At 70.9% G+C, this 13,799-nt stretch carries 12 protein-coding genes; 4 read left to right on the top strand and 8 right to left on the bottom strand.

The genetic code is table 11. The annotated features are described in order from the left end of the window. Positions 1-32: 32 nt before the first annotated feature. Positions 33-1,091: a LacI family DNA-binding transcriptional regulator gene (locus ACN27F_RS24670; RefSeq protein ID WP_421437397.1), complete on the top strand. Its 1,059-nt coding sequence runs from the start codon at positions 33-35 to the stop codon at positions 1,089-1,091. A 54-nt stretch (positions 1,092-1,145) separates the two neighbouring features. Then, positions 1,146-2,138 (top strand): acetylxylan esterase, encoded by a 993-nt coding sequence (locus ACN27F_RS24665; RefSeq protein WP_421437395.1) that lies wholly within the window; start codon positions 1,146-1,148, stop codon positions 2,136-2,138. A gap of 53 nt (positions 2,139-2,191) precedes the next feature. Here the strand turns inward: ACN27F_RS24665 and ACN27F_RS24660 are convergent, their stop codons facing one another. Next, entirely contained in the window at positions 2,192-3,472 is a 1,281-nt protein-coding gene (locus ACN27F_RS24660; RefSeq protein ID WP_421437394.1) for a cellulose-binding domain-containing protein, read from the bottom strand. 155 nt (positions 3,473-3,627) lie between these two features. Between ACN27F_RS24660 and ACN27F_RS24655 the strand changes: the two genes are divergently transcribed. After that, on the top strand, positions 3,628-4,140 hold the full coding sequence (locus tag ACN27F_RS24655; protein ID WP_421437392.1) for a DinB family protein: 513 nt from the start codon (positions 3,628-3,630) through the stop codon (positions 4,138-4,140). Positions 4,141-4,234: 94 nt separating this feature from the next. Here ACN27F_RS24655 and ACN27F_RS24650 read toward each other — a convergent pair whose 3' ends face one another. Next, complete coding sequence (locus ACN27F_RS24650; RefSeq protein ID WP_421437390.1) at positions 4,235-4,507, bottom strand: cellulose binding domain-containing protein; 273 nt, start codon at positions 4,505-4,507, stop codon at positions 4,235-4,237. Positions 4,508-4,765: 258 nt separating this feature from the next. On the opposite strand from ACN27F_RS24650, the gene ACN27F_RS24645 reads away from it, so the two are divergent. After that, positions 4,766-6,082: a PQQ-binding-like beta-propeller repeat protein gene (locus ACN27F_RS24645; protein WP_421437388.1), complete on the top strand. Its 1,317-nt coding sequence runs from the start codon at positions 4,766-4,768 to the stop codon at positions 6,080-6,082. Positions 6,083-6,209: 127 nt separating this feature from the next. Here ACN27F_RS24645 and ACN27F_RS24640 read toward each other — a convergent pair whose 3' ends face one another. From ACN27F_RS24640 to ACN27F_RS24615, 6 genes are all read right to left on the bottom strand, one after another. Further along, positions 6,210-7,247 (bottom strand): iron-siderophore ABC transporter substrate-binding protein, encoded by a 1,038-nt coding sequence (locus tag ACN27F_RS24640; protein WP_421437387.1) that lies wholly within the window; start codon positions 7,245-7,247, stop codon positions 6,210-6,212. 159 nt (positions 7,248-7,406) lie between these two features. Next, positions 7,407-8,438 (bottom strand): FecCD family ABC transporter permease, encoded by a 1,032-nt coding sequence (locus tag ACN27F_RS24635; protein WP_421437385.1) that lies wholly within the window; start codon positions 8,436-8,438, stop codon positions 7,407-7,409. Between the two features lie 2 nt (positions 8,439-8,440). Beyond that, complete coding sequence (locus ACN27F_RS24630) at positions 8,441-9,511, bottom strand: FecCD family ABC transporter permease (RefSeq protein ID WP_421437383.1); 1,071 nt, start codon at positions 9,509-9,511, stop codon at positions 8,441-8,443. 3 nt (positions 9,512-9,514) lie between these two features. Then, positions 9,515-11,746, bottom strand: coding sequence for a glycosyl hydrolase family 95 catalytic domain-containing protein (locus ACN27F_RS24625; protein WP_421437381.1), 2,232 nt, complete (start codon positions 11,744-11,746; stop codon positions 9,515-9,517). 23 nt (positions 11,747-11,769) lie between these two features. Then, positions 11,770-12,687 carry a nucleoside hydrolase gene (locus tag ACN27F_RS24620; protein ID WP_421437379.1) on the bottom strand — a complete coding sequence of 306 codons (918 nt, stop codon included), beginning with the start codon at positions 12,685-12,687 and terminating at the stop codon, positions 11,770-11,772. Then, positions 12,684-13,706, bottom strand: coding sequence for a sulfite exporter TauE/SafE family protein (locus tag ACN27F_RS24615; protein ID WP_421437377.1), 1,023 nt, complete (start codon positions 13,704-13,706; stop codon positions 12,684-12,686). Before ACN27F_RS24615 ends, ACN27F_RS24620 begins: the two co-directional genes overlap by 4 nt. Between the last annotated feature and the right edge of the window lie 93 nt (positions 13,707-13,799).

The following is a 13,799-nucleotide window of genomic DNA, read 5'->3' as shown; positions in this document are numbered from 1 at the left end:
CGGAAGTTTCGGTTACCTTTCGTGAGGTACGGATGACAGAAGCGCCACCGATCCCCCCGCCTCCACCCACCAATCCGGCACCCGTCCAGCCGTCGCCGGCGACGATCGCCACCATCGCCGACGAGGTCGGCGTCTCGGTCACCACAGTATCGAAGGTACTAAATGGCAGGTCGGATGTCGCCCCGCAGACCCGCGCCCGGGTCGAGGCCAGCCTCGCCCGCCATCAGTACCGCCGCCGCGCGCGCCGGCCGCCGATCCGCCACGACCAGATCGACCTGGTCTTCCACCAGTTCGACTCACAGTGGGCGATGGAGATCATCAGGGGGGTCGAGACAGTCGCCCGGGCCGCCGGGATCGGTCTGCACCTGACCCAGCTCCAGGGCCGGCACAGCCCGCCTGCGCAGTGGATCGACGAGGCCCTGGCCCGCCGCCCGCTCGGCGTACTCTTCGTACTCTGCCACCTCAGCGAGCCGCAACGACGGTCGCTGGAGCAGCAGCGCATTCCGTTCGTGGTGATCGACACCGACAGCGCCACGTCCGCCCTGGTGCCGACGGTGGGCTCGAACAACTGGAACGGCGGTCTGATCGCCACCCGCCACCTGTTGCAGCTCGGCCACCGCCGGATCGCGCTCATCTCCGGCCCACAGGACGTGCTGTGCAGCCAGGCACGTACCGCGGGCTTCCGCTCCGCCCACGAGGAGCTGGGCATCCCGATCGCCGCGGACCTGGTCCGGCACGGTGACTTCTACGTCGATGCCGGATTCGCCCACGGCATGGCGCTGCTGGACCGGCCCGACCGGCCGACCGCGATCTTCGCCGGCTCGGACATGCAGGCCATGGGGGTGTTGCGGGCCGCCCGCCAACTCGGCCTCGACGTGCCGGGAGACCTGTCGGTGATCGGGTACGACAACGTGCCGGTCGCCGCCTGGACGGTGCCCACGCTGACCACGGTCAACCAACCGCTGCGGGACATGGCCAGCACGGCCGCGCAGATGCTGCTCGACCTGGCTCGCGACGTCGACCCCCCGACCAGCCGGATCGATCTGGTCACCGAGCTCGTCATCCGGGAAAGCACCGCCCCACCCCGTTGACCCCGCACCCCGATCCCGCACCCCGATCCCGCACCCACCAACCGGAGGAACCCCATGGCCTTGTTCGACCTGCCGCTGGAGCAGCTGGAACGCTACCTACCCGCGGTGACCGAGCCGGACGACTTCGACACGTTCTGGAAGTCTACGTTGGATGATGCGGCGAATCGGGAGGTCCTCGTCGACGTCACGCCGGAGCCGACCGACCTGCGCCTGCTCGACACCCGGCGGATCATTTTCGCCGGCTACGGCGGCGACCCTGTCCGGGCCTGGTACACCCGCCCGGCCAGGGTCGACACCCCGTTGCCGGCGGTCGTGGAGTACCTCGGCTACGGCCGCGGTGTCGGCCTGCCGCACGAGCGGTTGACCTGGCCGGTCGCCGGCTACGCGCACCTGCTGATGGATTCGCGCGGCCAGGGGGACCAGTACGGCAACGGCGGCGACACCCCCGATCCCCAGCCCGGCACGGCCGGCGGACCCGGCCCGGTGACCCGGGGCATCGGCGACCCGACCGAGTACTACTACCGGCGGCTGATCACCGACGCGGTACGGGCGGTGACGGCGGTGCGGGCGCTACCCGGCGTCGACCCGACCCGGGTCGCCGCGGCCGGCAACAGCCAGGGCGGCGGGCTCGCCCTCGCCGTCGCTGGCCTGGTCACCGATCTGGCCGCGCTGATCAGCACCGCGCCGTTTCTGTGCCATCTGCAGCGGGCGATCGACATCACCGATGCCGAGCCGTACGGCGACATCGCGCGGTACCTGGCCGTGCACCGGGGTGCCGAGCCCGCCGTACGCCGCACCCTGTCCTACTTCGACGGCGTGACGTTCGCCCGGCGGGCGGTGGCACCGGCACACTTCGGCACCGGGCTGCGCGACACCACCTGCCCGCCGAGCACCGTCTTCGCCGCGTACAACCACTACGGCCTCGGCAACGGGCGCCCGCGACCACCGGCCCGCCAGATGCACGTCTATCCGTTCAACGGCCACGAGGGCGGCGAGGCGGAACAGGTCCGCCGCCAACTGGGCTGGTTGCACTCGATATTCGACTAGCCCTCAACAATTCTGACGCCGGTTCCTAATTGGACCCGGTGCTGTGTCACGGGTCAGTATCCGTAGCGGGACTTCAGATGCCGCCACCAGTCGCGGAGCATCCACTGGTCGAATTCGGTAATCGAGGGTGAACTGCCGGCTCGCATGATGAAGCTGCTGACTCCGGTCGGCGTCCAGTCGTAGAAATCGTCCAGGCCCCAGGTGTGGCCGATTTCGTGCAGCAGGATCGTCATGTTCTCCGCGTTGAGGTTGTTCATGAAGTACTCGCGGCCCATCCGCTGTCCCCAGTCGCCGCCGGCACCGCCGCCGAACCCGTCGGTGAGCCACAGCGACTGGTCGTAGTGGCGGGCCGCACCACCGGGGCAGTTGGGGTACTGGCCGTTCTGGTTGAAGAAACGACCGCAGGGTTCGGCGCATTGCGGAGCACTCTCCCGGATGTCGCCGACGTAGATGTCGACCGAGCTGTCGCTCCACTGCAGCTGTGCGCGGTCACGTACCGCCCAGCCGACCACCCGTACCGGAACCTCCCGGTACGGCCAGGCGTTGTGCCCGACCAGCGCGTCCATCCACTTCTTGTACTGTCGGGCCAGCGTGGCGTGGATCTGGTCCCGCTGCGTCGCGTTGACCGAGGCGGACGAGTCCCACCGTACGCAGAAGTTGACGTACCCTCCGTTGGCCATCACCTGGTCCCAGCCGTAGTTGCGGAACCCGTACAGGTTGCCGTTGTTGTAGGTCTGCTCCTGGTGCTGCCAGACCTCGCTCAGCGGAGTGACCAGGTGGGCCGGCGGGTTCCACCCGGTCGTCGGTGGGTTGGTGGTCGGCGGTGCCGTGGTCGGTGGGTTGGTGGTCGGCGGCGGCGCGGTCGTGGGCGGCGCCGTCGTCGGCGGGGGCGCCGTGCTGGGGGTGACCGCTCCGGTGCAGGCCACACCGTTGAGGGCGAAGTTGGTCGGCGCGGGATTGGCCGTGTTGCTCCAGGCGCCGTTGAACCCGAACGCCGTGCTCGCGTTGGTGGCCAGGTTTCCGTTGTACGCGACGTTGGTGGCGGTGACTTGCGCACCGCTTTGCGTAACGCTGGCGTTCCACGCCTGGGTGACGGTCTGCCCTGCGGTGAACGACCAGGTCAGCCGCCACGAGGTGAGCGGATCACCAAGGTTGGTCATGGTCACGTTGGCGCCGAACCCACCAGGCCACTGGCTGGAGATCTGGTAGTCGACCCGGCAGCCGGCGGCTGCGGATGCACCGACGATGGTGCCGGCAAGCATGCCGCCGCTGGCGACGACGAGCGCGGCAACTGCTGCCGCCAGCAGCGCCGCCCGTCTGGCTGAAGACCTCACTGAGATCACCTCTACGTCTGGTGGTGGACGAGAATCCTGGCCGATTAGCTGTTGACCAGGCCTATCTTTGTTTAGAGCGAAGCCTATCTATATTTATTGCACCACGCCAGATAATTCGGTGTGCGTCGACCCCCGCGCGGCTAGCCTCGGCCGGTATGGCTCCCCCACGCGAACGCCCGCCCTTCGCCGCCGGTGAACGGACGCAACTGGTCGGCTGGCTCGACCTGCAGCGCGCGATCGTGCACTACAAGTGCGAAGGGCTCGCCGACGAAGACGCGCATCGGGCGGTGCTGCCGGGCTCGCCGCTGATGACCGTGGCCGGTGTCGTGTCGCACCTGCGCTGGGTCGAGCAGAGCTGGTTCGAAGTGCTCTTCCTCGGCCGACCGGCGGACGGACCACCGTTCGACACCAGCCGCGAGGACGCCGACATGATGGTCGACGGGGTGCCACTGGGCCAGTTGCTGGCCGAGTACGAGCGGCAGTGTGCGATGTCCAACGAGATCATCGCGGCGCATTCGCTGGACGAGACCGGCCGCCACCCGGATTTTCGGTCGGCGGCGGCGAGCCTGCGCTGGATGCTGATCCACATGGTCGAGGAGACCGGCCGGCACGCCGGGCACCTGGACGTGATCCGGGAGCTTCTCGACGGCCGCAAAGGGTACTACTAGCGCGTCCCCGCCCGTCGACCGTCGGCACCGGCAGCGTGCTCAAGGGCTGCCGGTGCCGACGACGGACTCGTCGGAATGTCGGACCGTCAGGTTGTCAGCTCGCGGTGCAGGACGGGGCCGTTGCGGAACCGGTGCCGGTGCCCTGGAAGCCGAACTCGGTCGACTGCCCGGCGGCCACCCGGCCGTTGTAGCTCACGTTGTCGAACCGGACGGCCCGGCTGTTACCACTGCGGCTGGCGTTCCACGCGTTGGTGATCGTGGCCCCACCCGGCAGGGTCATCGCGACCGACCATCCGTTGATCCCGACCGGACCAGCGGTCACCCGTACGGTCGCGACGAACCCGCCAGGCCACTGGTTGAGCGCCACCGAGGCCGTACAGCCAGCGGCCGGCGGCGGGGTGGGTGGCGTGCCGGTCGGTCCGGGGGTCGACGTCGGTGTCGGATCTATATGGTGCCGGGACGACGCACCTGCCCCACCCGACCCGGGACGGCCAGCGCGCACGTGCCTGCGCCGGCCGGTCACGGCAGCTGAGCCCGGACGCCACCTGCCCGCGTACGTATGGTCGACGAGCCGTACGGCGTCCGGCACTGGACACCGGCCGACACAGGAAAGAGTGTGGAGTGCATGGTCATCGACCTGGGGCTGGTCCACGAGCCCGAGCCGGCGGCACCGGCCCCCGGCTGGCGGTTCTCACCGCGGCGGACCCGCCCGGTCGCCGCACTCGCCTGCCTGGTGCTGCTGCTCGGCCTGGCCGGCGCCGCGCCGTCGGACGGCCCACGGCTGATCGAGATCGCCTCACACGAGATCAAGGCCCGCGACATCGTCCTCGCCGGGGACCGGCTGCTGGTCACCTCGGCGGCCGGGCAGGGCGCGCCGACGATCTGGGAGTTGTCGGCGTACGCGATGCCGACGGGTGAGCACCTGTGGACCGTGCCGTACGACGCGGCGAGCTGGCGGTTACGTCAGGTACGTCGCTCCGGTGATGTGATCCTGGTCGACCCGCGATCCGGACCGGGCACCGGGTCGACCGTGGTACTGGACGCCGCCACCGGCCAGACCCGCTGGGTCGCTCCGACCGGGCTCACCCTCACCGACGACGGCACCGCCGCTCTGATCACCGAGTCGACGCCCGGCGCCGCCTCCCCGACGTTACGCGCGATCGAGCCGGCCAGCGGCGTGCAGCTGTGGCGGGCAGCCCTGCCCGCGTCGACCGAGGTGCTGGCCGGCGGCGCGGGGCGGGTGCTGCTGATCGGCGCCGACGGCCGGGCGATGCTCCGCGACGGCCGCGACGGCCACGTCGTCCGCAGCGTCGAACTCGGTGCGGTCACCCGCCCGGTGGCCATGGCCGACACACTGCTGCTGCGCCGGTGGCAGAACGGCGGACTGGGGGTCGTCGCGGTGGACCCGGTCACCTTGCGACGACGGTGGAGCCGCCCGGTCTGGTACGGGCCGGGCCGGATCACCGAGTGCGGCGGCTTGATCTGCTTCCCGGACGGGGCACATATCGAGGCAGTGGATCCACTCACCGGCGAGCCGGTGTGGCGTATCGCCGCGGACCTGGTCGTGGACTTCGAGTCGTACCTGGTGGCGTTCACCGTCGCCGGCTCGGCCGGCGGCGCGACCGGCGACGACACGGCGGGCAACGACGATCCGCCCGGCACCGGTGCCGGGCGGATCGTGGATCCGGCGACCGGACGCACCGTGCTGCCGCTGAGCGCCTGGGAGACCGAGTTGGAGGGGCGTGGCGACGCGACGTTCGTCGGCTACCGCCGGCCGGTCGAGGGCGGACCCACCTGGCTGGCGGTGCTGGCGCCCTCGGCGGAGTCGGTGCGGATCGTCGGCAGCGTCACGTCCGCGCTGGACGGTTGCGTGGGCAACTCCGACACGATCGTCTGCCGCGACGGCACCGACTCGATCACCATCTGGCACTACCAACCGTGATTTCGCCGCCCCCGCTCCATCCCCGCTCCACCCCGCCCCGACGATCTTGGGCTTATCGACGGACAAAAGCCCAGAATGCTCGCGACAAGTCCAAGATCGGCGGGGTCGGGCGGGGACGGGGTGGTGGTCAGGAGGTGGTGTCGGCCTTGGCGGCGGCTTCGGCGAGCGCGGCGACGTAGTCGTCGAGGCCCCAGGTCACCGACAGCGCGGTGGGCGGAGACACCGAGGCGATGAACTCCGCGCCGACCAGCGACGCGACCGCACCCGACTGGATCTGCGGCATGGTCTGCGCGGCCTGCGAGGAAAGGAATGCGTCCTGTTCGGCCTGGGTGGTGGCGAACGAGACCAGCACGTCGGAGGTCAACTGGTCGAGCTGCTCGTAACTCATGGTGAAGTAGAAGGTCGACTCGTCGGTGGCGAGTTCGTTGACGCTCGCCGCCCCCGTCATCCCGAGGTCGAGGGCGAACTCGACCCGCGGGTCCGCTTCCTTGTAGACGTAGAAGGTGCCGGCGGAATCCCACACCATGGCCACGCTCTTGCCGGCCAGTTCGGGGTGCTCCTCGGCCTTCTCGGCGATCAGCGCGTCGATGTCGTCGAGCACGGCCTCGGCTTCGGCGCTCCTGCCGAGCGCGGTGCCGACCATGGTGACCACGTCACGCCACGGAGTGGCCCATGCCTCGCCGGGGTACGCCACGGTGGGTGCGATCTGACTGAGCAAGTCATACTGTTCCTGGTCGATTCCGGAGTAGACGGCCAGGATCAGGTCCGGATCGGCGGCGGCGATTTCGTCGAACGGCGGTTCCTGCGAGTCCGGCAGCACGGTCGGGATCTCGGTGCCGGACTCCGCCAGCTTCTCGGCGATCCACGGCAGTACGCCGTCGGCGTCGCCGCCGTAGCTCTGGAACGGGATCGCTACCGGAACCACGTCGAGGGCGATGGCCGCGTCGGCGCTGCCCCAGCCCCAGGCGACCACCCGGGTCGGCGCGTCGGTGACGGTGGTCTCGCCGAAGGCGTGCTCGATGGTCACCGGGAAACCGGCCGAGCTGGTGCCACCGGTCGCGGCGTCGCCGTCGCCGGAGTCGTCACCGGAGCCACAGGCGGCCAGGCCGACGGTGAGGGCGAGCGGGGCGGCGAGCAGTATGCGGGCGAATCGGTTGCTGATCACTGTCTCTCCTGAAGCGTTGCCGGTCCGCGCGGGCGTCACCGGAAAGGAACAAGGGACGGCCGCAGGGTCGGCACATGCAACCACGCAGCAATTAGGTTTGGCTAGCCTGTGTAATTCCCGTTACGTGCCCCGCCGGACGCCCGGGCCGGCAGCACGCCGCTAACCGCTCCGGCCGGCACGGTCTGCCGTGGCGAGCAGCCACAGCAGGTACGGCCCGCCGATCACCGCGGTCACGATCCCCACCGGCGTCTTGATGTTGCCGGGGAGCAGATGCTGGGCGATCAGGTCCGCCCCGGTCACCACGACGATCCCGACCAGAGCGGCCGGCAGCAGCACCGGCGCTCCGCAACGCATCAGCCGCCGGGCGATCGGCATGGCCACGAAGGCGACGAAGGCGATCGGGCCGGTCACCGCGGTCGCCACCGCGGCCAGGGCCACGGCGACCGCCAGCAGTCCGATCCGACCGCGTTCCAGCCTCAGCCCGAGCCCGGTGGCGGTGTCGTCGCCGAACTGCAGCAGCCCGAGCGTCGGCCGCAGGGCCAGCAACACCGGAGTCAAGGCAGCGAGCAGCACCGCCAGTACGGTGATCTCCGGCCAGCGGGCACTGCCCAGGCTGCCGACCATCCAGGCCAGCGCGGTCTGCGCCTCGCGTACCTCGCCCCTGGTCAGCAGGTAGCCCAACGCGCCGTGCGCCATGAACGCGGCGGCGACGCCGACCAGTACGAACCGGTATCCGGTCAGGCCACCGCGCCAGGAGAACAGGTAGACGGCGGCGGCCGTACCCATCGCACCGGCGAACGCGGCGACCGAGACGCCGACGCTGCCGGCGCCGGTCAGCAGCAGCGCGGCCACGGCCGCCACGCTCGCACCCCCGGTGACCCCGATGATGTCCGGGCTGGCGAGCGGGTTGCGCAGCAGGGTCTGGAAGATTCCCCCGGCGAGGCCGAACGCCGCACCGGCCAGCACACCGGCGACCAGTCGGGGCAGCCGCAGGCTGAAGATGATGAACTCGTCGCGGCTGTCGCCCAGCCCGACCAGGGTACGCGCCACCCCGTCGAGCGAGATCTGGTAGGCGCCGAGGCTCAGGCTGGCCACCGCGAGCACGAGCACAAGACTCCCCAGCACGGCGAGCACGGCACCGGCCCGACGGCGGCGCCGTCCGCGCAGCTGCCGCAACGCCGGAAGCCGCACGGTCATACGCTGGCCAACCGGGAGCGACGAACCAGGGCGATGAGCACCGGTGCGCCGAGGAAGGCGGCGACCAGACCGGCCTCGACCTCGCCGGGCGGGGCGATCAGCCGGCCGAGCACGTCCGCCGCGACCAGCAGGGTGGCGCCGAGCAGCGCCCCGTAGCCGAGGATCCACCGGTAGTCGGGCCCGGTGACCCAGCGGGCGGCATGCGGCACGACCAGGCCGACGAAGACGATCGGGCCGGCCAGCGCGGTGGCCGAGCCGCACAGCAGCACGATCGCGGTGAGAATCACCGCCCGGTCGCGGACCACGTGCTGGCCGAGTCCGTGCGCCACGTCGTCGCCGAGGCTGAGCGCGTTGAGCACGCGGCCGGAGACCAACGCCAGGAACGCACCGACGGCGATGAACACCAGCACCGTACGGGCGGTGTCGAGATCCCGCCCGACCAGCGAACCGACCTGCCAGAACCGGTAACGCTCCAAGGTCTGCAGGTTGGTCAGCAGCACCAGCGTGATCAGCGAGGTGAGCACTGCGGTCAGCGCCGAGCCGGCGATGGCCAGCTTGACCGGGGTGGCACCATCGGCACCGATCGAGCCGACGCCGTAGACGAGCAACGCGGCCAGGGTGGCGCCGGCGAACGCGAACCAGATGTAGCCGGTGACCGTGCCGACGTCGAGCCAGGTGATCGCGATGACGACGGCCAGTGACGCACCGGCGTTGATGCCGAGCAGTCCGGGGTCGGCGATCGGGTTGCGGGTCAACCCCTGCATCAGGGCGCCGGACAGGCCGAGGGCCGCCCCGGCGAGCAGCCCGATCACTGTCCGGGGCAGCCGCAGATCCCAGACCACCACGTGGTCGTTGACCGCACGGTCGCGCCCGAGCAGGGCTTCGACGACGACTGGCAGCGCGATGTCGCGGGCACCGAGGGCGAGGCTGGCGAACACGACCAGGGCCAGCAGCAGTACGGCGGCAAGCAGCCCGCCCAGCCGCCGGCCCAGCGTGAACCTGCTGCCGTTTCGGCCGTTCCGCTCGCCTCGTCCGGTCCGGATTACCGTCCGGAGTGAGGTAAGCATGGCCTAAGTATGCAGGGCGAGCTCGATCGTCTCCCCGGCGGGCAGGTCGACCACCTGGTCACCGTACGGGCTGCGTACCGTCACTGCCCGCTGGGTGACCGCGGCCCGCAGCCGGACCCGCAGCCCGGACCCGTCCCAGGTCAGTTCCTCCACGGTGACCTGGCCCCGGCAGGTGACCCCACGCAGCGTGCCACCGGGCAGCTCGGCCGGCCAGGCCGGCAGCAGGTGCAACCGACCCGGTTGCGAATCGATCAGCATCTCGATGAGTACGCCGGGCAGCGCGTGCGCCGCGTCCGCGTTGTAGACCTGCAGGCCGGGGTTGTGCGAGCTCATCAGCGACCGGAAGAACATGTCCGCACCGACGATCTTCCGCACGTTGGCCGCGGCCAGTTCGGCGTCCCGTAGCCGAGCCGCCGCCAGGGCCCGGTGCAGGCTGCCGTGCGCGGACAGGTTCTCGTCCCCGCGCACTCGCAGCGCCCGGTGTGCGGCTCGGGCCAGCTCGGGGGTGTCCGCCGGGGTGATCTCGTGCAGCGGCCAGACCGGGTACAGGTGACTGATGTGCCGGTGGTCGTCGTCGGCCCGGTAGCCGGGCCATGCCCACTCGGCGAGCGCACCCCGCTCGTCGATGAGGTAGTCGGGCAGTTGTTCGATCAGCTTGTCCCACCGTCGCGAGCCGGTGACCTGCGCGGCGGTACGCATCGCATGCCGGGCGGCGGCGATGTCCATGGTGGCGTTGACCGACAGATAGGTCGGGTCACCGCGCTCGTCCAGCGGTCCGGTCTCGCCGGAGAACGACGGTACGACCACCAGCCGGCCGTCGTCGTCGACGCGGGTCAGGAAGTCCTCGAAGAACTCCGCCGCCTCGACCAGCCAACCGGCCAGCTCACCCGGCGGCTCCCCGGTCACCAGGTGGTGCTCCCACAACGGGTGCAGCAGCCAGTCCGCGCCGGGCAGCCAGGCCGGCCACGGCCACTCGTCACAGAAGTGGAACAGGTGACCGTGCTCGCCGTCGGTACGCCCCGGGGCGAGCAGGCCGCGCCCGCCGTACACCGCCCGTGCGTTGCGCCGCCAGTCGTCGATCTGGCCGGCGATCAACCGCCGGTACGCCTCGGTCACCTCCGGCAGGGCGCCGATGTTCGCACCGGCCATCTGCAGGTTGAGGTTGGCGTCGGTGGTGAAGTCGCCGGCCCAGGCGGCGTCCCAGGAGGCCAACCACAGCCCGGTCAGCCGGGGCGGCAGCACTCCGCTGGAACTGATCAGCAGGTAGCGGCCGGCGTGGAACAGCCGCTCCAGCAACACCGGGGACAGCCGCCCGGCGTCGGCCCGCTGCGCGTCGAGCAGGTCGCCGACCGGATGGTCGCGCTGCGCCTCGCCGCCGGCACCGACGGCGAGTTCGAGGCTGACGCGCTGGTACATCGGGGTGTGCCGGGCGGTGTGCCGTTGCAACAGATCCCGATAACCGGCCCTGGCCAGCGCGGTGAGCCGGGCGGCGAGCACGTCGGTGCCCCAGCCCGGCGTCAGGTACCGGTCCAGGACGGTGAGCAGCAGGGCGTCCCCGGCCAGCAGGATCGTATCGTCGCGGATCTCGCTGTCGCCGAGAACCAGGGTGAGACCCTCGAAGCCGTACGCCCCACGCCCGGCCGGGTAGGTGCCACGCACCTGCAGAAACGCCCGACCGTCGCGCCGGTAGGCAGTGCTCCGGTAGGTCACCCCGGCCGGTCTGCCGGGCAGCTCACCGGTAGCGCCGAGCCGGCATTCACCGGTGGCCAGGCGTATCACGGCGACCGCGTCGGCCCGGGACACGAACGCCCGCCGGCTCTGCCCGCCGGCCCAGCTGGCGGTCACCTCGCCGGTGGTGAAATCGGTGGTACGCAGATAGTCCGGCGGCAGCGGCGCGGGGGCTCCGGCCGGCGCGTCGCCGGTCAGCGCATCCAGGGTCAGCGCGTAGCCGGGGTGGAACGACTGGGTCCACAACAGCTGCCGCCCACCGGCGAGCAGCCGCCCGGCCTCGGCCCGCCGCCCGGCCAGGATCAGGTCCCGGACCTGGTCCATCACCCCGGCCAGCTCCGGCGGGCGCAGGTCCCGGGTGCCGTTGGGCAACACGAACCGATGGTGGTTGACCACGATCCGTTCGGCGTACGGATCCCCGTACACCATCAGCCCGTACTCACCGTTGCCGGTGAGGAACGCGTCCTCCCACCGCGCGGCGGGCGCGGTGTCGTAGATCCTGTGCATCGGGTCGACCTTAACGAAGGTCTTCAGCCGTACGCGAGGACGAGCTTTGCGTACAGGTCCTCCAGGATGAACCGGGCGTCGACGCTGCGGTAGCACCGGATCGTACGTGGATTGTCCGGTCGCGGCCGGTAGCGCAGGTCCGGCCGGATGGCCGGCGCCGGCACCCGTTCATGGTCCATCCACTGCTCGTCGAGCAAGACACCGACCGCGGGCGAGTCACCGAGCACCCAGGACTCCCCGGCCGGCCAGCCCGGGTTGGCGCCGAGCCGGTCGTTGAGCTCGACGAGTTGCCGGAACAGGTACCCGCCCACCGCCCCGTGCGGTGCGACCCGGACCGCGAGCTCGCTCAGACCGACCCGGACCATGCCGTACACGGGGCTGGGGATCTGCCACAGCTCGACGGCGGAGTCGAACACCTCGTTGGCGGCGGCGACGTCGTTGCCGAGGTTGAATTCGCCGCCGCCGTGCGGGTACGGCCCGCCGCCGATCCACACGGCGGTGAGCCGTTCGGCGATCCGCGGCTCGGCCCGCAGTGCCAGGGCCAGGTCGGTGAGGGGGCCGAGGAAGACGGCGAACAACGGCAGTGGATCGTCGCGCATGGCCTCGGCGACGATCAGGTCCACCCCGGCAGGGGCACCGTGGCCGGCGTCGCCACCGGGGCCGGCGTTCACCGCCCGGCTGGCGCCGACGGCGACCGGTGGCGAATCGGGCAGCCGCATCAGGTCGAGCAGCCGGTGGATCTCGGCCGCGCTGGCCGCGGCGGTGTCGGGGCCGTCACGGACACCGAAATGTACGCCGATCAGGCCGCGGACCTCGAATCTGGGGGTGAGCAGCGCGTGCACGATGGCGTACTGGTCATCGGCCTCGTTTGCGGCGTCGGTGTCGACTAGCAGCCGCAGCCGCTTGGCCGCCGCAACGGTGAACCGCGCCGGCCCGGTCACCCGGGCCGGCCGGAGGCGACCGGTTCCCGTTGCGGCGCCTCGCCCGGTACCGTCGATCTCAGCTCGGTACGAGCCAGCGCGGGCAGTCCGTGCCGGCGGCGCGCGGCCATCCAGCCGAGCGGGCCGGCGACCACCATCACAGCCAGCGCCGCCAGCAATGGGATGTCCGGCACACCGAGCAGTTTCAGTGCGCTGGCCAGCAACACCAGGGTCAGCGCCCGCCGGACCAGCCCACCCGGTGCGCGGGAGGAGAACTGCGCGCCGATGAACGCCCCGGGCACCGCGCCGAGCAGCAGGGACGCGGTCAGGTCGAGTCGGAAGTCACCGAACAGCAGATGACCCAGGGCGGCCGCGATCACCAGCGGCACCGCCTGCACCAGATCGGTGCCGACCAGATACGCCGGGCGCAGCAGCGGGTAGAGCATCAGCAACGCGATAATGATCAGTGAACCGGACCCGACGCTGGTCATGCCGACGATCAACCCGCCGGCCGCGCCGATCAGCACGGTGGGCAGTGCCCGGGCCCGTAGCGGGGCCTCGCCCGGGTCGGAGCCGGCCTGCGAGCCGGAGCCGGCCTGCGGACCAGCCTGTCCCGGCGCAGCGGCGGCGACGTAGGCCCGGCGACGGGCGGCGTGCTCGGCCATCCGGGTGTAGGTGCGGAACACCAGGCCGGTGGCGGCCAGCAGCAGGGCGACACCAAGAGCCAGCTTGATGCCGTGTTGCAGGCTCTCGCCGTCGCCGAGCGCACGCAGCAGCAGTACGCCGCCGAACGCGCACGGCACGCTGCCCAGGCAGAGCCACCCGACCAGTGACCAGTGCACGGTCCGTCGCCGGATGTGCACCAGCCCGCCGACCGGCTTCATGACCGCGCTGACCACCAGGTCGCTGGAGACCGCAGCGAGTGGCGGGATACCGAAGAAGATCACCAGCATCGGGGTCATCAGCGCTCCACCGCCCATCCCGGTGAGCCCTACGACGATCCCGATGCCGCAGCCCGCCAGCACCAACACCCAGTCCATCTCCTGAGGGTGCCGGAGCAGGCCCGATATTGTCTAGCTTCTCGATAGGTTTTACTGAGGCGATAGGTGAACCAGACTAAGGCAACTTCCGGT

The organism is Solwaraspora sp. WMMB335, assembly GCF_049179075.1.
Taxonomy (GTDB): domain Bacteria; phylum Actinomycetota; class Actinomycetes; order Mycobacteriales; family Micromonosporaceae; genus Micromonospora_E.
This window is presented reverse-complemented; position numbering and strand designations above follow the sequence as displayed.